This window comes from Desulfovibrio sp. SGI.133 (assembly GCF_050313955.1).
GTDB lineage: Bacteria > Desulfobacterota > Desulfovibrionia > Desulfovibrionales > Desulfovibrionaceae > Desulfovibrio.
Genome location: NZ_JBNPMK010000002.1, coordinates 418,547 through 439,006, shown reverse-complemented (window position 1 = coordinate 439,006; position 20,460 = coordinate 418,547). Strand labels below are relative to the sequence as shown.

The following is a 20,460-nucleotide window of genomic DNA, read 5'->3' as shown; positions in this document are numbered from 1 at the left end:
AACGGCTATTTGTGGAATTTTTTCCACCAGAGGGCATAGGCCTCATCGAGGCTCCACAGGCCCAGCTCCCCGTAGTAATTGAGCCGGAAGCCCTCGCCCTTCTCCCCCTCAAGACGCTTGTGGAGCTTGTAGACGCCCCGGTATTTCATGCTGACCGGATGCCTGGAGAAGGCCGTGGTCACGGCATAGCGCACGTCATCCTTGAACGTGGCGTCGATGAGCTGTTTGACCTCATGCGACTGGCACATCATCAGCACCAGCTTGGCCAGCCGCGTTTCCACGCTGGGCACGGCCAGATCCGAGCGCTGGTAGATCTGGTGGCCCGGCTCCGGCAGCGCCCATTCGTGTTTGGTCAGGTTGAAATCCAGCTTGCCGATGATCCTGCCGTCCAGACAGAGGCCGATGGACAGGGCCACGTCGGCGAGGAAGTAGTCCACCCGTGCGGACATGAACAGCTCGTTCATCCGCACGGTCTGCTTCTTGTCCAGCAGCACGAGGCCGGGCTTTTCCGTACCGGTCAGGACGCGGTCGCCGGGAAAGATCGGGCCTGGGGAGCGCGACGGCAGGTAGCCGCGGGTCACGATGCGGCGCCGGCTGTGTCCCGCGTAGGCGTAGGTGATGCTTTTGCGCCCCTTGTGGACGACCGCCACAGGTTCACCCAGGATCTTCTCGATCTCCGGCAGGGGGCGCTCCATTATGATCATCCACTCGCGGAAGGACGTGATCTGCTCATAGATGGGCACGTCCCTGAAGCTGATCTCTTCATACTCCGGGGAGGGCCACGAGGCCGAGGCCGCCAGCATACGCTCCTGGTTGATGTAGTCGCGGCTGCCGAAGGTGGGCGGTGCGATGAAGACCGCATGATCCGGGCCATGATCCCGCAGAAAGGCCACGGCGTCCTGCGGGACGTAGCCGAAGCCCTCCCCCTGCGTGAGGTGGGCGCGGTAGGCCTCCAGCTTGGCCAGCGTCTTGTCCATGAGCGTAGGCCAGTTCCGGCGCCAGTTGGCCAGTACCCGCCGGTGCCAGATGTTCTGGGCCTTCCAGACCTGACGCAGGTCGAGCATGATGGCTACCGACGCCGCCAGACGGGCGGGATCGCTGCAGTCCAGAAGGCCGCGCAGATGCTCCGGGCAATCCTCGCGCTCGACCACGGGCAGCCTTTCCCCGGCGAGGTAGGCACCAAGGGCCGACGTGTAGAGCGTGATGTCACAGCCGGTTATCCGCCCCATGTAGCCGCCGGAACGCAGGGCCGCGCCCACCGTGAAATTGCCCGCACAGGGCAGCAGCACGGGGACGGTGACCTCATCCGCATAGGAGGCCAGTACCCGGCGCAACGGCCCGGCGATGGAACCGAGAAAGCTCATTATTCCCACCTCACTGCTTTTCTGGCGGCCTCCCGCCATGAGGCCACGGCTTCTTCCCGCGTCGGGAACTGGCGGTAGCCGAAATCATCCGCGCAAGGAGCGCCGACATATTTGCCGTTGGGCTTCTGGTAGACCAGCTTGTCCGCCAGCCAGTCCGCCTCCCTGCCCAGAAAACAGAGTTCCGCCGCTGATGTCCGGGGCCGAATGGCCGCTTTGCCTGCGCTATCCATGACGCGCCTCCTCCACCTCCTGGTCAGCAGCGGCAAGGGCCTCCTGCTCAAGATACTCCGCGCCGAGCTTCAGCAGGAGCAGCATGGCCAGTGAGCTATCGCGGATCTTCTCGGCGTCCTTCACGTCTGCGAGCAGCTTGGTGAACGCCTCATACTGCGTCCCGGGGAAAACATACACGGCGGACGATTTTTTGGCCGCATCGGACAGCATATCCAGGATCTCCGACAGCTGTTCCTTTTCCCCATCCGTGAACATGAACGTGACCATGTGGGCCGGGACCTGCGGCGTGGAGAAATTCACCAGCTCCACCTCGCCCAGCTCCTTCGTCACCTCGCTGTCGAGACCGCTGTAGAGCCTGTCCTCAATGGTCTCTATTTGCGACCAAAGGTTGGCCAGGATGCTCTGGTCATCCTCTCCCACCAGCGCGTTATGCGAGAGCTGGATGGCGATGCGGCGGCTCTGGTCCAGGGTCTCCGTGATGACCAGCACGAGGATCACGGGGATCTTGGCCTCGATACTGGCCTTGACCCGGTGATTGCCGGACAGCACCTCCAGCCGGCCATCCTCATGCCGGTAGCACAGAGGTACGCTGGACAGGCGCTTGTCCGATGCGATGTTGTCCCGCAGCTGCCGGAAGGTCTCCCGCTTGAAAAAGCGGGCATTGTCCTTGAGCAGGCACAGCTTGGCGGGTTCCACCGCCTGCAGCAGCATCCCTTCCCCGAACATCTCCCGGCTGATGGCAGCCAGCTCTTCATTCCGTTGCGTCAGATCCATTCGTGATCCCCCAGAGGTCAAAAAGGTTTTCGGTCGTGACTTCCTCAGCCCAGTGGTCATGCAGCCACTGCATGATCTCTGGAGAGGACGCCACCTTGCCCTCAAAATCATCACACACGCCCGGATTCGCCAGCCGGAACGCGCCATCCCACAACCATTTGCGCCTGTAGCGGGCATAGACTACCGGGAGCCGCCGCCACTGGAGCCAGCAGCGGCATACGGCGGCGGGCACCAATTCGAGTTCCATCCCCGGAGGCAGGGCGGCCCGGAGCTGGCGCAGGACAGCCGCGGAAAACATGCTCGCATCGGCCCAGATGAAATCCGTGAAGCCCTCGACGCATCCCCCCCTGGCACGCTGCGATGGGCCTTTTCCTTCAGGCTCAGGGCAAAATTCCTGGGCCACCCCGCCCCCCACATCCATCTTGCCAGCGACAGAAGTGTCCACCTGCCCATCATCCTCATCATGCTGTTCAAGGTCGCCATCCTGTGCTATGCTGCTCCTGTGGGGCTCCCTGCTGTCAGGCAGGGCAATGCTGTCAGGCAGGCAGGAGCCGACCCACTCCCGGATGTCCACACCCAGGCGGAAGGCATCGCCTGGGTCTTTGCCCTCCGGCGTCGGCCAGCGCAGGCTGGCCGGGTAATGCCGCTCCCAGAACTCCACCCCGTCAGCTCCGGGGCCGTCGTAATCCAGAGCGATCCCGATCCTAACGGCCTGCCGCAGACGCTCATGGGCATGGGCATCGGGCTTGCCCCGGTTGGTGCGGACGGCCAGAGCCCCCACCACGCCGCCCGTGGCGTAGTGGATCAGGATGGCGTCCAGCTCCGCCTCGGTCACGAAGTAGGCCGCCAGCGGGGCCGGGCGTGAACTGGAGAGCAGCAGGGGGGCCTTGCAGGAGCCTTCCAGCTCAAGGTATTTGGGCGAACGCTCGCGCAGATCCTGCTTGTGCCGCCTGATCCGCAGGTTCATCACCCGCCCGTCGGCCCCCAGCGTCGGGATCACGATGCCGCGCGGGATGAAGATGCGGGTATGCTCCCTGCCGTCATCCCCCTTGCGCGGGGGCAGCCCCAGGGCCGCACGAGCCCGGAACCGCCCCGGAAAGCGCCCGCTCTCCGCCTGGAGGTAGCCGATCCGGTACGCCCGGACGGCCTCCTCGCTGATGCCCCGCTTGGCCAGCCATGCCAGCGCGGTCGGCTCCTCCCAGATCACCGCCTCGGCTTCGGCCAGCAGCTTCCCGGCATACTCGCACCACGGCTCGGTAGGTTCCGGCCACTGCTGGGGCTCCCAGCGGGAGCTTTCCCGGCGGGGCTCTGCCGGAGCCCGGCGCCGCCGGAAGGAAGAACGCCTGCCCTCGATCCCCAGCTCCGCCAGCGCCGCCTTGAAATCCATGCCCTCCACCTTGGTCAGGTAAGCGATGGTATCCCCACTGGCACCACACTGACGGCACGACCAGATCCCCTTGAGCCCGTTCTGGGCACAGACTTCGCCCAGGTTTTCGGCCCTGTCCGGCCAGATCATGAAACGGTCGGACTTCCCCGGTTCACCACCGCACAGGGGGCAGGGGCCGTTCCATGCGCCGCCCTGCCGCTTCACAGCCTCGCCAAAGCGGCTCTTGTAGTAATCAAGCAAAGTCATCTGTCCGCACCTGTCCGTTGCTTCATTTCATTAACTACCTACTTTATTATGCTTTTTTCTTATCTGGACAGATGGACAGATACATGGGACATGTTATGCGCAAGTGTGCGCCCATGCGGGATGCGTGTGGAAATAGGTATTTGTCCTGTCCATCTGTCCATTTTAGTTTTTTGCCAACAATCAAGAGTGGTTACATTATCGCACCTGCGGACAGGTGCGGACAGGTCATCTCTAGGCACGGTGGCTGTCCAGCTCTGTTTTGGCCTCGGCGGTCAGGTCGATGCCAAGACGCCATGAGCCGTTGGACCTCTTGTAGGCGATGTCCTTCTTGTTCAGGGCTTCGGCGAACTTCTTGGCGGAGATGGAATAGCGCCTGTCCCGGTAACGGGCATACCAGATGCAGAATGCCTCATGCAGATCCGTGGCGTTGACCTTCAGGGTGTAGTTGGCGGGGTTGGCCTGATGGGATTCCGAGATGCACCATTCCGAAAGGAACAGGCCCACGTCGTCCCAGCTGGCCCGCTGCTCCCGCGTCCATTCCCGCACCTTGTCCGGGATCTTGAGGCCGTCCCGCAGGTACTCCATGCTTCCGCGTACCATGCGGGCCAGCACCCCCTTGGCCTCGGCCCCTACCTTCTCGGTCAGGTCTTTGTCCGCAGGGCGCTCGTAGGGCTGCTCCGGACGCTCCACGAAGGAAAGCGGCCACTTAATGAGGATGGCTCGCGACCAGAAGGCCGCGTCGTCAGCCTTGGCCTTGGGCAGCTCGTTGGTGGTCATGATCGGCAGGTGGGTCTGGAGCCATGTAGTCTGGAGCTTGTCCTGGAGGCCGCGCGCCGTGATGTAGCCACCGCCGGTCAGCTTTTTGAGCTTGGCCAAGGCAAAGCGCTGCCCCTCCTCCGCTTCGTTGATCCACGCCACGCACATGCCGCGCAGGGCCAGCACGTCCGGGGACGGAGCCGAGGAGTTCCGCGTCTGCTGCATCTGGAGGAACATCTCCACGGGCACGTCGCCGGAGAGCGTCTGGCCCAGCACATGCGTCACCAGCTTGATGAGCGTGTCCTTGCCGTTGCGCCCGTGTTCGCCCCACATGATGGTGAAAATGTGGTCGCGGCGCTCCGTGATGAGGCCGTAGCCAAGGAGGCGCCAGATGAAGTCCACCAGCTCCTGATCCCCGTCCATGGACGACAGCAGGAAGCGGTTGGTCTCCGGGCAGGGGTCATCCTTCCGCAACAGCTCCGGGTCGTACTCGGTCACGATGGCGTTTAGGATATACTCGTCAGGCCTCCCCGGACGCAGCTCTCCGGTGCGGAGGTCGATCACCCCGTTGGGGCAGGCTTTGACGTAGTGCTGCTGGTCGATCTGCTTGGGCAGCACCACCAGCGGGTCGCGGATGCGGCGCAGCATCTGGAGCAGTTTGTCCTGCCCCGGCGTGTCGCGGAGCTGGCTCACCCGACGGAAAACCGCCGAGGCCAGACCTTCGAGCTTCGACCGTATATCCTTGTCGGTCTCCTCATCCGCTTCGGCCTGCTTGCTTTCAGCCAGCCGCAGGTACAGCTCACAGACGTCCTCGATGCGCTGGGCGGCCATGTCGAAATCATCCTCGATCCAATGGTGCCCGCCCCATATCAGGAAGCGATCCCAATACTTGACGTAGATCACCGTGCCGCGATGGAGGCGGCTGTACAGCTTGGCATCGCCCACGCGGTTCTCATTGAAGTAGGCCAGCAGGTCGTCGTTCGTGATCTCGATCTTGGAGACCTCCACGGGCTTCCTGCCCTTCTCGGCCCTCGCCGCAGCCTCTTGCTTACGGCGTGCTTCGACCTTGGCCTTCATCTCTGCGCTTTTTCTCGCCATTTATATAACCATCTGAATTTATGAGCGAAAAAAGAAAAAACGGAAAAGGTGAGGAAAAATGGCTATTCCTTTTTTCCACGCTTTCCGTTCCACAAATCGCGGCCGAGGGCCGAAGTACACAGTCCCTTGCCCGAAAGGGAGGCCCAGAAGGACCCGCAGGCAAGGTGAAGACGCAGAGCGACGAAGGGCGCAGAAGGACATTTCTGGCCCGGCCGTTCATGCCGATGGGGGAACAGGGGGAAGGCACTCGCCCCTGCTGTCAGATGGGGGGATGGTTGGGCAGAGACGCCCAAGGGATGTTTACAAGATGCGTTTACAAATTGGTGTGCATAACGGTGCATTTTGCTGCTCCGGTACGCTCATGAAACGCAGGAAATTCAATGGCGGCAAACGCTGCCGGTTGGCCTTTCACGCCGTCGACAGGGGTTCAAATCCCCTTGGGGACGCCAACGAAATCATGCCCTTACGAGAGATCGTAAGGGCTTTTTTCGTATCTGGAACGATCTACGGCCAGGCCAGCTTCCTCAGCGTGCAGGCCGCATACCTTCATTACGGACGCAACACTGCGCTGAACATTGTTATGCCGCCCGCCATCTCCTCCCACTCCCCTCTCGTCATCTCCGCCAGCCGTGCCACGGACATCCCGGCCTTCCACGGGGAATGGTTCATGGCCCGGCTGCGGGCGGGCTTTTGCCGTCGGCGCAATCCCTTCAACAGCCGGCAGGAAAGCCTCATCTCCTTTGCGCGCACGCACGTCTTCGTCTTCTGGAGCAAGCATCCCGCGCCCTTCCTGCCGCATCTGGCGGAGATCGCGGCCACAGGGCGGCAATTTTACTTCCAGTACACCCTCAATGCCTATGAGGACGAGGGGCTGGAGCCCGGCCTGCCCTCCCTGTGCCGCCGCCTGGAGACATTCAAGCGGCTGGCGGACAGCATCGGCCCGCAGCGAGTCATCTGGCGTTGCGATCCCCTCATCGTGGGCGGCCGCCTGAACACGGCTGCCCTGCTGGACCGCCTCGACCGGCTGGGGCGGGAGCTTTCTCCCTACACGGAAAAACTCGTCTTCAGCTTCGTGGACATGTACCGCAAGACCGCCGCTGCCCTGCGCAGGCTCGATCCGGCCTACCGCGCGCCCACGGCGGACGAGATGCGGGAACTGGCCCGGGGCATCGCGGCCCTGAACGCCGGCTGGCCGCACCGGCTGGAGCTGGCCACCTGCGCCGAAGGCATCGACCTGAGCGCCCTGGGCATCCATAAAAACAAATGTATCGACGATGCCCTCATCCGCCGCCTGTGCCCGCAGGATGCCCTGGTACAGGCGGAGCTGGCGCCCCGCCAACAGCTTTCCCTGCTACCCGGCCGGAAGGCTGCCGCCAACGCCCCCAAGGATGCGGGCCAGCGCACGGCCTGTGGCTGCATCCCCAGCAAGGACATCGGTGCCTATGACAGCTGCCCGCACTTCTGCGTCTATTGCTATGCCAACCGTTCGGAGCAGGCGGTGCGCGCCAACCTTCAACGCTGCCGCCAGCAGCAGCCCGAAATACGGGAATGTCTGCTGCCGTAGCGTGGTGTGCTCCGTGAGCCCGCAGGGGCATCCATTTATCATGAACGATTTTACGGGGCATTTATTTAGCGTAAACTATAAAAAACTTTTCCCGCACTTGTCGTGTCCGCAAAGAGCATTTGAATTTTTTTGCCCCCTGGCCTACACATCATCCCAGACAACCAAGCAAAGGAATGCCCATGCCGACGAACCGTACCTCTGATGCCGCAGCACGCGGCAAAGGCCGCCCGCGTGCCTTCGACCGGGGCCTGGCCCTGCACCGTGCGCTGGAGGTCTTTTGGCAGCAGGGCTACGCCCCGGCCTCTGTGGCATCCCTGTGCAAGGCCATGAAGATCAATCCCCCCAGCCTCTACGCCACGTTCGGCAACAAGGCCACGCTCTTTCTGGAAGCCCTGCGCCATTACGAGCAGACCTACTGGGAGGCCCCGGCCCAACGCTTTCTGGCCGCCCCCGACATCTATGCGGCGGTCGAGGATTTTTTCCAGGAAGCCGCGCAGATCCTGCTTTCGCCGGAAACGCCCTGCGGCTGCATGGTGGTCTTGGCGGCCGTCAACATCGCGGCGGACGAGAAAAAGATCATCGAGACCGTCCGCCAGCTTCGATTGGCCACCAAGCAAATGTTTGCCGAAAGGCTCCGCCGGGCCATACACGACAAGCAGATCCCCCCGGATACCGATGTCCCGGCCCTGGCCGGTGCGCTGAACACCCTGCTCGAAGGCCTGTCCCTGCAGGCCCGGGACGGGATCTTCCAGTCCGAGCTCAAAGCCATCGCGGCCCACGCTGTCCGCATGCTGCCGCCACGCCTCCCATAGGCCCGCCCGGCCTGCTCATTCTCCTCGCTCTCCCGCTGTCCGTACGTCTTAGCCCTGTTGCCGCTTTTCCCGTTGCCTGTCCCTGGGCATCAGGTGTGATAAGGCTATTGACATTTTCTTAGTGATTATTACAAAAATATCCATACGGACACGACAGCTATCATCCGTCCGCCGAAAGAAACAAAAGGCATGACCGCTCTTCCTCGCCAGCAAGCCCGGACAGCGACTCCAGCCACGGCAGACGCCCAAAGCACGCTCCGGCCTGCCCCGGCAGGATACGCGCAGAGCCATGCCACCATCCAGCAAACCATAGTGCCGCATATGACGGCACAGGAGGAAACGCCATGAGCAAGAAGATCCTCATTCTCAACGGAAGTCCCCGCAGCAAGGGCAATACGGCCATGCTGTGCGATGCTTTGAGCGCCGGTGCCCGGAGCGCGGGCCATCAGGTGACCCGGTTCGACCTGCACAAGCTGGATATCCACGGTTGTCTGGGCTGTGTGAAGGGCGGTAAGGACCCCGCAAGCCCCTGCGTGCAAAAGGATGATATGGGGCTCATCTACCCCGCTTACCGGGAAGCCGATACCGTCGTACTGGCATCGCCCATGTATTACTGGGGCTTTTCCGGCCAGCTGAAAACGGCTTTTGACCGCCTTTTTGCCGTGGCCGAATGCTTCCCCGGCTATGCCAACCCGCACAAAGAGTGCGCGCTCATCATGGCGGCCGAAGGCAACAGCGCTGACAACTGGAAACCGGTGCTGGATTACTATCACGCGCTGCTGGGCTTCCTTGGCTGGCAAGATCGCGGGCAGGTCCTGGCCGGCGGTGTGTTCGAAGCCGGTGCCGTGGCCGGACAGCCTGTTCTGGATCAGGCGTTCCGCTTCGGGGCTTCGCTGTAGACAGGAGCCAGATACATCCGTTTTCCCCGTGACGCCGTACCCGCTGCGGCGTCACGGCCATTTATCACGCACATGCGTACCACGCGCCTGCCCGGTATGACGTCCCGATCCATGCTGGCCATCCGGTGCACCAATCTGGGAGCATCATCGCAGAGCTTTCCCGCCCTCTTCCATAGAATAACGGTACACTGCCGTATATCTTCTTGCCCGTCTGCCAAAGGCTGGCGCCAGCACGCCTGCCTGTCTCCATCAGACAGGCCTCTCCTTCCCGAGCATCTCTTGTGCTACTGGTGGCGCCGCCCCGCCCCTACTTCTCCTCTTGCACAGCACGCCGATTTTCTGCATTCTTGTCGCGATTTTCCCGACCTTTCTGACTGCTGTTCAGCAGGATATCCCATGGAAACGATTCGCTGGAACATGAGCCCCGCAGAGATCGAGCAGGAGAGCTTCCGCCGCATCGAAGCCGAATGCGACCTGCACCGCACCCTGTCCGCCCCGCACTGGCGCGTGGCACGCCGCCTTATCCACACCACGGCGGACATGCACATCGCGGATACCCTTGTCTTCCGCCATGATCCGGTGTCCGCCGGACTGGCCGCCCTGCGCCGCAAGGCACCCATCTTCTGTGATTCGCAGATGCTGCGCTCCGGCCTGTCCCTGCCCAAACTGCGCACGCTTCATCCGGGCTACGGGCCTGAAGACCTGCACTGTTACATCACGGATCCCGATGTGGTGGAACGGGCCCGCGCCGAAGGCCATACCCGCGCCCTGTGCAGCGCCGAAAAAGCCCGTCCCCTGCTGGATGGCGGCATCGTGCTCATCGGCAACGCGCCCTTGGCCCTGGCCCGCATCGCCCGCTATATCCTTGAAGAAGGCGTCCGCCCGGCCCTGGTGGTGGGCATGCCCGTGGGCTTCGTCAACGTGGTGGAATCCAAGGAGCTCCTGGCCCGCTGCCCTGTGCCCCAGATCGTGCTGGAAGGCCGTCGTGGCGGCAGCGCCCTGGCCGTCACCACCCTGCACGCAGTCATGGAGAGTGCCTAGACCGCCATGGGCCGCAAAGACCACACGTCCCTGCGCTGGGGCTATTCCACCGGCGCCTGTGCCGCCGCGCTGACCGTGGCCTGCTGGCAGTCTCTGCGGACGGGCACGCCACCGGTCGTGGTGCCCGTGCTGTTCGGCGACGGCAAGGAGCGCCTTCTGCCCTTGCGGCCGCCCGCTCCGGGCCGTATGGCCGAGATGGTCAAGGACGGCGGCGACGATCCCGACTGCACGCATGGTGCGGTGCTCTTTGCCCGACTCTCCGCCTGTGCGCCCGAAGATGCCCGACCTGAGGACCATCGCCTCGATATAGGCGCAGCGGTGCTCATCCTGCGTGCCGTGGAAGGTATCGGCCGCTGCACCCGACAGGGCCTGGACTGCCCGCCCGGCAAATGGGCCGTCACCGGCGGTCCGCGTCGCCTGCTGGCCGAGAACCTGGCCCGCGCGGGTATGACCGACGGCTGCTGGCTGCTGGAACTGGGCGTGGAGAACGGAGCGGAGCTGGCCCGCCACACCCTCAATCCCCGGCTGGGCGTGGAAGGCGGCATCTCCATCCTGGGCAGCACGGGTCTGGTGCGGCCTTACAGCCACGCCGCCTATGTGGAGACCGTGCGCCTGTGCGTACGGGCCCGGCAACGTAGCGGCGGCCGCGAGATGGTCTTCTGTACCGGCGGCCGCACCCAGGCGGGAGCCCGCCGCCAGCTGTCCCACTGGCCGGAAAGCGCTTTCGTCTGCATCGGGGATTTCATCGCCGACAGTCTGGGCATCGCCGCCCGTCACCGGATGCAGGAGGTGGTCGTGGCCTGCATGGCGGGCAAACTCTGCAAGTATGCCGCGGGCTTCGCCAACACCCACGCCCATCAGGTGGAACAGGACATGGCCCTGCTGCGCCGTCAAGTGCAGGCCTGCCTGCCCGGAGAGACCGCCCTGCACGAGGCCCTGCATCACAGTGCGTCCGTGCGCGAGGCCCTGCTCTCCATCCCCGAAGCCGGGCGCCTGCCTGTGCTGCATGGCCTGGCCCGGGCGGCCCTGGAACACTTTTCCCGCCGGGCTCCCGGCGTGCCGTCCCTGCATCTGCTGGTCTTCGATTTTGACGGCACTTTCCTGTTCAAGGAAAGCCTGCGGCGCGCTCCCGGCACGGTGGCGATCCCTCTGCCGTCCCCGGACGACGGCACGACCGACAGCCCGGAAGACACTTCTTCTGATGGACAGGCCCCGGACATCGGCCTGCGCTATTTCATCGACAGGCCCTGACCGCCCTGCGGCCGGAGCCCCTTACCTCTCCCTGTGAGTTTGCCCATGAACATGCCCTTTGTGGAAATCGTCGGTGCCGGTCCCGGTGCGGAAGACCTCATCACCGTGCGCGGCCTGCGGGCCCTGCAGCAAGCCGATCTGGTGGTCTATGCCGGTTCGCTGGTGGCCCCTGCCCTGCTGCGCCACTGCCGCCCGGACTGCCTTTGCCGAGACAGTGCCTCCATGGATCTGGCGGAACAGGTGGCCGTCATGAGCGAGGCCGCGCTGGCGGGCAAGCGTGTGGTGCGTCTGCATACCGGTGATCCCGCCCTTTACGGCGCCATCGACGAACAGATCCGGGGGCTGGCCGAACGGGGCATCACCGTGCGCATCACCCCCGGTGTGAGCAGCGTGTTCGCCGCTGCCGCGGCCCTGGGCTGCGAGCTGACCGGCCCGGAAACGGCCCAGAGCGTCGTCCTGACCCGCACGCCCGGCCGCACGCCTATGCCCGCTGGCGAGCAGGCCGCCGCTTTTGCCCGCACCGGGGCCACGCTGGCCTTTTTCCTCAGCACGGGCAAAGTGGCCGAGCTGATGCAGGAATTGCAGGATGCGGGCGGTCTTGCGCCGGATACGCCCGCCGCGGCCGTCTACCGCGCCTCCTGGTCTGACGAACAGGTCGTGCGCGGCACGGTGGCCGATCTGGCCCGCAAGGTGGAAGAAGCAGGCTTCCGGCGGCAATCCCTGATTCTGGTGGGCCGTGCCCTGGCTGCTTCCACGGCGGCCTCCCGCCTGTACGACGGATCTTTTTCCCACGGCTACCGCAACAGCCTGCCCGACGAGGCCTTCCACGGCACCTGCGCGCTCTATGCCGCCAGCCCGACGGGACTGGCCCAGGCGCGTACACTGGCCGCCGCACTGGCGCAGGGCGACGCCCCCGCTCCCGTGATCTTCGCCGCCTGCCCGGCCGATGACCAGCAGCCTGCCCCGCAGCCTGTGGCCGACATGGCCGCTGCTCTGGCTGATGCCCTGCCTCGCTTCGATGCCCACATCATCCTGGGCACGCCCCGTCAGGCCCTGCCCCTGCTGCCCGCCGCCACCGGGGACGCTGCCGTCATCTGCTGCGCCGAGAGCGGCCGCCATGCCGTCTGCCTGCTGGACGGCCCGGATCATGCCGGTGACCGGCTGACCCGGCGTGTGGCCCGCATCACCGGCGGGCTGGCCATCACCGGCCCGACTGAAGCGGAGAAAGAAAACGACACGCCTGCTGCGGTCTCTTCGGCAGCTGCCACGGCATCCACGGTCCCCTCGTCCCCGCACGGCGAGGTGCTGGTGGTGGGCCTGGGCTCCGGCGATCCCGCCCAGCTCACGCCCGAAGTGGATGCGGCCCTGCGCCGCTGCGATACTGTGGCCGGGTACAGCAAATATGTAGATTTCATCCGCGACCGCATCCACGGCAAGCGCCTCATCGAGACCGGCATGAAGGGCGAGGTGGAACGCTGCCGCGACGCCCTGGCCGCTGCCGCTGCCGGGGCCACGGTCTGCATGGTCTGCTCCGGTGACCCGGGCATCCTGGCCATGGCCGGGCTGCTGTTCGAGCTGCGCGCCCGCGAACAGGCCTTCCGCGACCTGCCTATCCGGGTGCTGCCCGGCATCACGGCTGCCAGCACGGCCGCCGCAGCGCTGGGGGCCCCCCTGCAGAACGGTTTTTCGCTGGTCAGCCTTTCCGACCTGCTGGTGCCCGCTGACGAAGTGCGCCGCAACCTGCGGGCCGTGGCGCAGTCGGCCCTGCCCGTGACCCTGTACAATCCTGCCGGGCGCAAGCGCCGCCGGCTGCTGGCCGAGGCCCTGGACATCTTCCGCGAAGCGCGCGGCGGTGACATCCTCTGCGCCTTCGTGCGCCATGCCGGCCGCCCGGAAGAGACGCGCTGGATCGGCCGTCTGGCCGACCTGCCCGCCGATGACGTGGACATGTCCACGCTGGTGCTCATCGGCAGCGCACGCACGGTCACGGATCAGGGTGCGCTGTTCGAAGCCCGCGGCTATGCGGAAAAATATCTGGACAAGGACGCCCCTGCGTCCGCCGTGGACGGTCGCTGATGCGGGACTTCCACGCCTTTTGTCTGGCCGCTCCCCGCTCCGGCGAGGGCAAGACCGCCGTGGCCGTGGCCCTGATGCGGGCCCTTGTCCGCCGGGGCCTTGCCGTGCAGGGTTGCAAATGCGGGCCGGATTACATCGACCCCACCTTCCATACGCTGGCCACCGGCCGCCCGGCCTGCAATCTGGATACCTGGATGATGGGCGAGGCCGGTGTGCGCGCCCAGTGGCGGGCCGCCGTGCAGGGAGCCGACGCCGCTGTTTGCGAGGGCGTCATGGGCCTGCTGGACGGCCGCGCCCCTGACGACCTTTCCGGCAGCACGCTGGATTGCGCCCGTGTGTTACACCTGCCCGTGCTGCTGGTGGTCAACGTGCGGGGCATGGCCGCCTCGCTGACGGCGCTGGTGGAAGGGTTCCAGCAGCAGGCGGCACGTCATGGTGTCCGGCTGGCAGGCGTCATCGCCAACAATGCCGGGAGCCCGCGCCATGCGGACATTTTGCGTCAGGCGCTGGAAAAGGCCGGGCTGCCGCCCCTGCTGGGCGCTCTGCCCCGCCACGAGGCCTGCCGCATCCCCGAACGGCAGCTGGGCCTGCTGCCCGCGGCTGAAAGCGACTGCGATACGGCGTGGACGGACCATCTGGCGGAACTGGCGGAAAATCATGTGAATCTGGACCGCCTGCTTGCCCTGACACGCCAGCTCCAGCCTCTGGCGCAGCCCCTGCCCGCTCCCGGCCGGCGGCTCCGTCGTCTGGCTGTAGCCCGGGACGAGGCGTTTTGCTTTTATTACCGCGCCAACGAGGACGCCCTGCGCGCCCGCGGCTGGGAGATCGTCCCCTTCTCGCCCCTGCGGGATACGGCCTTGCCGCCGCAGCCGGACGCCCTGTATCTGGGCGGCGGCTACCCGGAAGCCTTTGCCGCCCGGCTGTCCGCCAATACGGCCATGCGTAGCGCCATCAGGGACTTCGTCGCCGAGGGCGGCGAGATCTACGCCGAGTGCGGCGGCTACATGTATCTGTGTGCCGGACTGGAAGCCGCCGCCGAGGGTCACGGTCTGGACGGGGAGCGCCGTATCTGGCCCATGTGCGGCGTGCTGGAAGCCACGGCCCGCATGGGACAGGGCCTGCGTTCGCTGGGTTACCGCGATGTCCGCTTCACGGGGGGTGCTCCCCTGGGCCTGCCTCTGGAGACCTGCCGAGGCCACGAGTTCCACTGGTCGCACATCGAGCTGCACCGGCCTTACGCGCCTCTCTATGACGTCACGGACCGTGCGGGCACCCGTCCCGAAGGCGTGCATCACGGCAATGTACGAGCGGGCTATGTGCATCTTTACTGGGGCGGTCTGGCCGATACCGCCGCTGGCGGGGATATGGATATGGGAACGGCTCCTGCCCCCCACAGTCCTGCCGGGCAAGTGATCTTGCTCAACGGCCCCTCCAGCGCAGGCAAGAGCACCCTGGCCCGCGCCCTGCAGGAAAAGCTGCTGGCCGACCACGGCCGCCACAGCATCGTCCTGTCCATGGACGATCTGCTGCGAGCCTGTCCCGGCCGTCCGGGGGCCCTGCTGCAGGGCCTGGCCGCCACGGGCCTGCCCCTGACCGCCATCCTGCACGCGGCCACGGCCGAAGCCGCGCATGCCGGGGCATGGGTCATCGTGGATCATGTGCTGGGAGAGCGCCCGGACTGGATAGCCGACCTGTGGCAGCGTCTGCGGGGCGTCCCCGTCCTGCCCGTGCAGGTCTGCTGCGAACTGGCCGAGCTGGAACGCCGGGAAAAGAACCGTACCGACCGCACGCCGGACTGGCCCCATGCCGCCCGGCAGGCACGGGACATCCACACGCCCCTGCCCGGTGAGCTGCATGTGGATACCAGCCGCACCAGCCCGGAACACTGCGCGGCCCGCATCCTTTCCGCCCTTGGCCTTCACGGCAAGGCCATGCCGTCACCGCCCCTTGAGGAGGATCCCCATGAAGCCTGAGGCACACGGCGGCGACCGGCTGCGCATGGCCGCACTGGCCGGGCGCGCCCCTGACAGTTTGCTGGATTTCAGCGTCAACGTCCGTCCCGAAGGCGCACCGGAATTCCTGCGTCTGGCGCTTTGTCGCGCTCTGGACCATATCTCGGCCTATCCTTCTCCCCATGCGGAAGAGGCCATGGAGGCCGCCGCCCGCGTCTACGGCCTGCCTGCGGACTGTTTCGTGTTCGGCAACGGCACCAACGAACTCATCCACCTGCTGGCCCGCGTCCTCAAGGAGGACGGCGTCCCCTGCGCGGCCGTGATCGAACCGGCCTTCAGTGAATACGCCCTGGCCTGCGGGCTGGCCGGGCTGGAGGTACGCCATCTGGACTGCGGCGTGCGCCGCGACGGGGACAGCGATGAGGACATGCTTCGGCAGCTGCTCTCCCTGCTGGCGGACGTCCCGCCCCGCGCGGCCGTCTGGCTGGCCAATCCGGGCAATCCTTCCGGCTCCTTCCTGCCGCCCGCGTCCTGCCGCCGTCTGCTGGAGGCCCGCCCCGATCTGCTCTGGATCATCGACGAAGCCTTTGCCGCCTATGCGGGCCCCGACGACGTCTCTTCCATCATCCCGCAGTTGCCGGACAATGCCGTGCTGCTGCGCTCCCTGACCAAGTTCCATGCCGTGCCCGGCGTACGCCTGGGCTACATGGTCACGCAGGAGGAACGGGCACGCCGATGGCGCGGACGGCTGCCCGCCTGGAGCGTCAACGCCTTTGCCCTGGCCGCCGCACAGGCCGTGCTGGAGGATACTTCGGACTTTGCCGAGCGGACACGGGACGAGAACAACCGCCGCCGCGAGCATCTGTGCGCCTGCCTGCGCGACGTGCCCGGCATCACGGTCTTCCCCTCGCTGGCCAACTATGTGCTGTTCCGCTGTGCACAGGCCCCGGCGGACCTGTATGCCCGCCTGCTGCGGGAATACGGCATCGCCGTGCGCGACTGCTCCAATTATCGCGGCATGGAAGACGGCAGCTGGTTCCGGGCCGCCGTACGGCTGGAAGAAGACCATCAGCGGCTGGCCGACGCCCTGCGCGGCATCCTGCACCCGTCCGTGTCCGTGCTGCCGCGCCCGCGCTCTCGGCGTCCTGCCCTTATGCTGCAGGGCACGTCCTCCGATGCGGGCAAAAGCATCCTGGCCGCCGCCTTCTGCCGCATCCTGCGTCAGGACGGCTACGACGTGGCTCCGTTCAAGGCCCAGAACATGTCCCTCAACTCCGGGGTGACCGCCCTTGGCGAAGAGATGGGGCGCGCCCAGATCGTCCAGGCCCAGGCGGCCCGCATCGATCCCGAGGCCCTCATGAACCCCGTGCTGCTCAAGCCGCATTCGGAGACCGGGTCACAGGTCATCGTCCTGGGCAAACCCGTGGGACACATGCAGGCCCGCGAGTATTTCCGCTACAAGGCCGGGCTCTGGCAGACCGTGCGCGATGCCTACGACACGCTGGCCGACCGGCACGAAGTCATGGTTCTGGAAGGGGCAGGCAGCCCCGGCGAGGTGAACCTCAAGCAGCACGACATCGTCAACATGCGCATGGCCGCCCACGCGCAGGCCTCGGTGCTGCTGGTGGGCGACATCGACCGCGGCGGGGTCTATGCCTCGTTGCTGGGCACCTGGATGACCCTGGAACAACAGGAGCGCTCCCTGCTGGCGGGCTGGCTCGTCAACAAGTTCCGGGGGGACGCTTCCTTTCTGGAACCGGCCCACGCCTATATACGGCAGGCCACCGGCATCCCGGTGCTGGGCGTCATCCCCTGGCTGCGCAATATCAACATCCCGGATGAAGACATGGCGGGCTTCCCCTGGTCGCAGGCGGCGGACACCACACCGCCCCCGCCCGGCATCCTCGACATTGCTGTGGTCATGCCCCGGCATGTGTCCAACTTTACGGACATGACGCCCCTGGCCGCCGAACCGGACGTGCGCCTGCGGGCCGTGCGGCGGGCCGAAGACTGGGGTCAGCCCCATGTGGTCATCCTGCCCGGTACCAAGAGCGTAGCCGCCGACCTGGCCGCGCTGCGGGCCGATGGCCTGGCCGATCTCATCTGCCGACATGCCGCCCGGGACGGCTGGCTGCTGGGCATCTGCGGCGGGCTCCAGATGCTGGGACGCGCCATCCTCGATCCGCTGGGGCTGGAGTCTTCCGCGCCTTCCGTGCCCGGCCTCGGGCTCATGGATCTGGAATCCACCTTTGCGGCGGACAAGACGCTGGTCAGCGTGCGCCGGGCCGCCACGCCGCTGCCGGTCATGACCGGCGGTTACGAGATACATCACGGCCATACCAGCCACGGCCCGTCGGCCCAGCCTCTTTTCGTGCGCGAGGGCCAAGGCGCCCCGGAAGAACGTGCCTGCGGTTATGTGAGCGGACGCCGCTGGGCCACCTATCTGCACGGCCTGTTCGATGACGATACCTTCCGCCGAGCCTGGCTCGATCATGTGCGGCAGGACGTGGGCCTGAAGCCGCAGGGCCGCCAGCTGGTACGCTGCGATCTGGAAGCCTCGCTGGACCGCCTGGCCGACGTGGTGCGCCAGAATGTGGACATGAAGGCCATTTACAAGCGTCTGGGGCTGTAAGAAAGGCCACCGTCAGGCCCGCTACCGAAACAACGATGCCGGCACATACGGGCGCACTATCGCCATCAACAAATAAAACCACCCGTAACTAGGTGGTTTTCCATGGTACGCCCCGCTGTAACGGGCTGGAGACCATAAAAAAGCCGCCCTCTACAGGCGGCTTTTTGGCGATCCCGGTCAGGACAGCAGGGAGGCGAACTGCTCCACAGGAAGCGGTCGGCTAAGCAGATAGCCCTGGGCCCTGGGGCACCCCAATTCGCGCAGGATATCCAGTTGTTCCTCGGTCTCTACCCCCTCGGCAACGGTGCGGATGCCCATGTCGCCCGCGGCCTCGATGACCAGACGCAGCAGGCGCTGCCGTTTGTCGCTGCCGCACAGGTCATCCATCAGGCTTTTGTCCAGCTTGAGTTCATCGAAGCCCAGACGCGCCAGAGTCATGAGGTTGGCATACGCCACACCGAAATCGTCGATGGCCACCCGGAAGCCCTTGTCCCGGATGCTGTCCACAGCTTTCTGGAACGTACGGTAATCTTCCGTGCTGGCCGTTTCCGTGACCTCCACCTGCAACAGATCGGCCGGGATATCGAACTGTTGCCTGATCTCCTCCAGCCTGTCAGCCACTTCAGGAAAGGCCAGCGTCGTGCGGGAGAAATTCACAGCCATGGGCACCAGCGGCCGACCTTCATCCTGCCAGCGTTTCAGGCAGGCGCAGACCTTGCCGAACACATACAGGTCCACCTGCGGCATGGTGTACAGAGATTCCAGCAGCGGGATAAATTGCGTGGGCGGGATGACCTTGCCCTCACTTATCAGACGCAGCAGGATCTCGCCGCCGACCACCGCTCCATCCGCCACCCGGAACTGGGGCTGGCAATACAGGGTAAAGCTGTCCGAGGCCAGCAGCTCGTCCAGACGGCCGGGCCGGGCCAAGTCGAGGACGTCGTCCAGCCCGCTCCGGTAACGGCCGCTCTGAGGCGACGAACGGTAAAAATCCCGCTTAGCAGCAAACATCCGGGCATCGGCGGCGATCAGGCCCTCGCCGATGTCATCCCCGCGGCGAACCCAGGCACACCCCACAGAGGCGGTAAAGCCCAACGTCCCGGCAAACAGGGAACGCACCCGCTCCACATCCCTGCGGAACTCCCCTTCATTCCCTCCCTGCCACAGCAGGACAAATTCGTCACCGCCCATGCGGTACACGGCCGTATCCGGCAGGAGCTCATGGACGGAACGGCTCACCGCTGCCAGGACAGCGTCTCCGCCGCTGTAGCCGTCGCCGTCGTTGATATCCTTGAGGCCGTTGATATCCAGGAAGATGACGCCGATGTCGGCGTCCCGCTTCTGAACGTCGCGCTGGAAGGCGTTGCGGTTGAACACCCCGGTCAGCTGGTCATGATAACTGAGGAAATTCAGCTCACTCAGCGAGTCCCGCCGCCACAGGGAGGAGCTGAGGAAAAATTTCATGGACGACAGCAGCACACGGGAAGAATCGATACGCTCGGGGTCCAGATTGTCCACGCCCACGAAACCGCGCAGGCTCTTGCCGTTCCAGAGCGGGAACACCAGCAGGGAGTGGATGTCCTGGCGTTTGAGCACGGCGTATTCTTCCGGGCTGGTCACACGCAGGCTTTCCAGATCCGTGATCAGGATGGGCTGGTGGGCATAAAAATTGGGCATCCAGCGAGCAATGACCCCCACAGGGACATTGGCCAGGAATTCCTTTTGCGGCACGACGCCCTCACGGCACCATTCAAAGGTATTGCGGACGACATCGTCAGAGAACTCAAAGATATAGGCTCTGTCCGCCTGCAGATATTCGCCGATGGCGGCCAGCACGTCGTCGATCAGGAAAGGCAGGTCGGCGTCCTGCCGGTACAGCTTGCGGGCGCAGTGGTTGATGAAGTTCTGCAGGGAAAGATTCTTGTCCAGCTGTTCCTGCAGAAGCATGTGCTCCGTGATGTCCGAGGCGATCTCCGTCCTGACCTGCCTACCGTTGAACTCGCAGATGCTGTCGCTCAACAAGAAATGGCGTCCGACAAGCTTGTTGTAGAATTTCCAGACATAGCAGCCGTCCTGGGAAAGCCTGCTGTTGGTGCAAAAAGGACAGGGGGCCTGCCGTCCCTGCAGGATCTCGTAGCATTTGCCCTGCAGGCCCTGGGGGATGTGGAACTCTTCTGCCAGGGCCCTGTTGTAGTAGAGCAGCTCGTAAGTCTCCATGTCGGCGATGTAGACCAGCTCCTGCAGGTTATCCAGAATCTTTTCATGCATGTTCATGATGCTACCCGAAAGAAGGACTGAAAAAATACGGGATCGGCGGCGAAACCATGTAAATGAGTTTTAATAGCACGGGACAGATGCAGCGTAAAGAAAGGAAACA

At 64.9% G+C, this 20,460-nt stretch carries 14 protein-coding genes; 8 read left to right on the top strand and 6 right to left on the bottom strand.

All coding sequences use genetic code 11. The annotated features are described in order from the left end of the window. Window positions 1-5 precede the first annotated feature (5 nt). The 5 genes from ACQRBR_RS04620 to ACQRBR_RS04600 form a co-directional block, all read right to left on the bottom strand. Complete coding sequence (locus ACQRBR_RS04620; protein ID WP_427812418.1) at window positions 6-1,364, bottom strand: hypothetical protein; 1,359 nt, start codon at window positions 1,362-1,364, stop codon at window positions 6-8. Continuing rightward, window positions 1,364-1,594, bottom strand: a complete 231-nt coding sequence (locus ACQRBR_RS04615; RefSeq protein WP_006004839.1) for a hypothetical protein — start codon at window positions 1,592-1,594, stop codon at window positions 1,364-1,366. Before ACQRBR_RS04615 ends, ACQRBR_RS04620 begins: the two co-directional genes overlap by 1 nt. Beyond that, window positions 1,587-2,369, bottom strand: a complete 783-nt coding sequence (locus tag ACQRBR_RS04610) for a ParB N-terminal domain-containing protein (RefSeq protein ID WP_427812417.1) — start codon at window positions 2,367-2,369, stop codon at window positions 1,587-1,589. The genes ACQRBR_RS04615 and ACQRBR_RS04610 overlap by 8 nt, the downstream gene beginning before the upstream one ends. Continuing rightward, complete coding sequence (locus tag ACQRBR_RS04605; RefSeq protein ID WP_427812416.1) at window positions 2,347-4,002, bottom strand: primase-helicase zinc-binding domain-containing protein; 1,656 nt, start codon at window positions 4,000-4,002, stop codon at window positions 2,347-2,349. Before ACQRBR_RS04605 ends, ACQRBR_RS04610 begins: the two co-directional genes overlap by 23 nt. Window positions 4,003-4,233: 231 nt before the next feature. Then, on the bottom strand, window positions 4,234-5,856 hold the full coding sequence (locus tag ACQRBR_RS04600; protein WP_427812415.1) for a DNA primase family protein: 1,623 nt from the start codon (window positions 5,854-5,856) through the stop codon (window positions 4,234-4,236). A 580-nt stretch (window positions 5,857-6,436) separates the two neighbouring features. On the opposite strand from ACQRBR_RS04600, the gene ACQRBR_RS04595 reads away from it, so the two are divergent. The 8 genes from ACQRBR_RS04595 to ACQRBR_RS04560 all read left to right on the top strand — a co-directional run bounded on the left by ACQRBR_RS04595 (window position 6,437) and on the right by ACQRBR_RS04560 (window position 18,083). After that, window positions 6,437-7,420, top strand: a complete 984-nt coding sequence (locus ACQRBR_RS04595; RefSeq protein ID WP_427812414.1) for a DUF1848 domain-containing protein — start codon at window positions 6,437-6,439, stop codon at window positions 7,418-7,420. A gap of 179 nt (window positions 7,421-7,599) precedes the next feature. Continuing rightward, window positions 7,600-8,232, top strand: coding sequence for a TetR/AcrR family transcriptional regulator (locus tag ACQRBR_RS04590; RefSeq protein ID WP_427812413.1), 633 nt, complete (start codon window positions 7,600-7,602; stop codon window positions 8,230-8,232). A gap of 344 nt (window positions 8,233-8,576) precedes the next feature. Beyond that, complete coding sequence (locus ACQRBR_RS04585) at window positions 8,577-9,131, top strand: flavodoxin family protein (protein ID WP_427812412.1); 555 nt, start codon at window positions 8,577-8,579, stop codon at window positions 9,129-9,131. Window positions 9,132-9,527: 396 nt separating this feature from the next. Next, window positions 9,528-10,172 (top strand): precorrin-8X methylmutase, encoded by a 645-nt coding sequence (locus ACQRBR_RS04580; protein WP_427812411.1) that lies wholly within the window; start codon window positions 9,528-9,530, stop codon window positions 10,170-10,172. A gap of 6 nt (window positions 10,173-10,178) precedes the next feature. Next, a complete protein-coding gene (gene cbiD, locus ACQRBR_RS04575) occupies window positions 10,179-11,423 on the top strand; it encodes a cobalt-precorrin-5B (C(1))-methyltransferase CbiD (protein WP_427812410.1) in 1,245 nt (414 codons plus the stop codon). 45 nt (window positions 11,424-11,468) lie between these two features. Further along, the gene (gene cobM, locus ACQRBR_RS04570; protein WP_427812409.1) at window positions 11,469-13,499 is read left to right on the top strand and encodes a precorrin-4 C(11)-methyltransferase; all 2,031 of its coding nucleotides are present in this window, start codon (window positions 11,469-11,471) and stop codon (window positions 13,497-13,499) included. Further along, window positions 13,499-15,472 (top strand): cobyrinate a,c-diamide synthase, encoded by a 1,974-nt coding sequence (locus ACQRBR_RS04565; protein WP_427812408.1) that lies wholly within the window; start codon window positions 13,499-13,501, stop codon window positions 15,470-15,472. Before cobM ends, ACQRBR_RS04565 begins: the two co-directional genes overlap by 1 nt. Further along, the gene (locus tag ACQRBR_RS04560) at window positions 15,462-18,083 is read left to right on the top strand and encodes a cobyric acid synthase (protein WP_427812407.1); all 2,622 of its coding nucleotides are present in this window, start codon (window positions 15,462-15,464) and stop codon (window positions 18,081-18,083) included. The genes ACQRBR_RS04565 and ACQRBR_RS04560 overlap by 11 nt, the downstream gene beginning before the upstream one ends. A gap of 177 nt (window positions 18,084-18,260) precedes the next feature. Here the strand turns inward: ACQRBR_RS04560 and ACQRBR_RS04555 are convergent, their stop codons facing one another. Further along, window positions 18,261-20,357, bottom strand: a complete 2,097-nt coding sequence (locus ACQRBR_RS04555; protein WP_427812406.1) for a sensor domain-containing phosphodiesterase — start codon at window positions 20,355-20,357, stop codon at window positions 18,261-18,263. Between the last annotated feature and the right edge of the window lie 103 nt (window positions 20,358-20,460).

Coding starts and splice junctions, on each gene's coding strand:
- ACQRBR_RS04615 (WP_006004839.1), bottom strand. CDS start 1,594: ATGGATAGCGCAGGCAAAGCGGCCATTCGGCCCCGGACATCAGCGGCG.
- ACQRBR_RS04620 (WP_427812418.1), bottom strand. CDS start 1,364: ATGAGCTTTCTCGGTTCCATCGCCGGGCCGTTGCGCCGGGTACTGGCC.
- cobM (WP_427812409.1), top strand. CDS start 11,469: ATGAACATGCCCTTTGTGGAAATCGTCGGTGCCGGTCCCGGTGCGGAA.
- ACQRBR_RS04560 (WP_427812407.1), top strand. CDS start 15,462: ATGAAGCCTGAGGCACACGGCGGCGACCGGCTGCGCATGGCCGCACTG.
- ACQRBR_RS04585 (WP_427812412.1), top strand. CDS start 8,577: ATGAGCAAGAAGATCCTCATTCTCAACGGAAGTCCCCGCAGCAAGGGC.
- ACQRBR_RS04580 (WP_427812411.1), top strand. CDS start 9,528: ATGGAAACGATTCGCTGGAACATGAGCCCCGCAGAGATCGAGCAGGAG.
- ACQRBR_RS04590 (WP_427812413.1), top strand. CDS start 7,600: ATGCCGACGAACCGTACCTCTGATGCCGCAGCACGCGGCAAAGGCCGC.
- ACQRBR_RS04600 (WP_427812415.1), bottom strand. CDS start 5,856: ATGGCGAGAAAAAGCGCAGAGATGAAGGCCAAGGTCGAAGCACGCCGT.
- ACQRBR_RS04555 (WP_427812406.1), bottom strand. CDS start 20,357: ATGAACATGCATGAAAAGATTCTGGATAACCTGCAGGAGCTGGTCTAC.
- cbiD (WP_427812410.1), top strand. CDS start 10,179: ATGGGCCGCAAAGACCACACGTCCCTGCGCTGGGGCTATTCCACCGGC.
- ACQRBR_RS04605 (WP_427812416.1), bottom strand. CDS start 4,002: ATGACTTTGCTTGATTACTACAAGAGCCGCTTTGGCGAGGCTGTGAAG.
- ACQRBR_RS04595 (WP_427812414.1), top strand. CDS start 6,437: ATGCCGCCCGCCATCTCCTCCCACTCCCCTCTCGTCATCTCCGCCAGC.
- ACQRBR_RS04565 (WP_427812408.1), top strand. CDS start 13,499: ATGCGGGACTTCCACGCCTTTTGTCTGGCCGCTCCCCGCTCCGGCGAG.
- ACQRBR_RS04610 (WP_427812417.1), bottom strand. CDS start 2,369: ATGGATCTGACGCAACGGAATGAAGAGCTGGCTGCCATCAGCCGGGAG.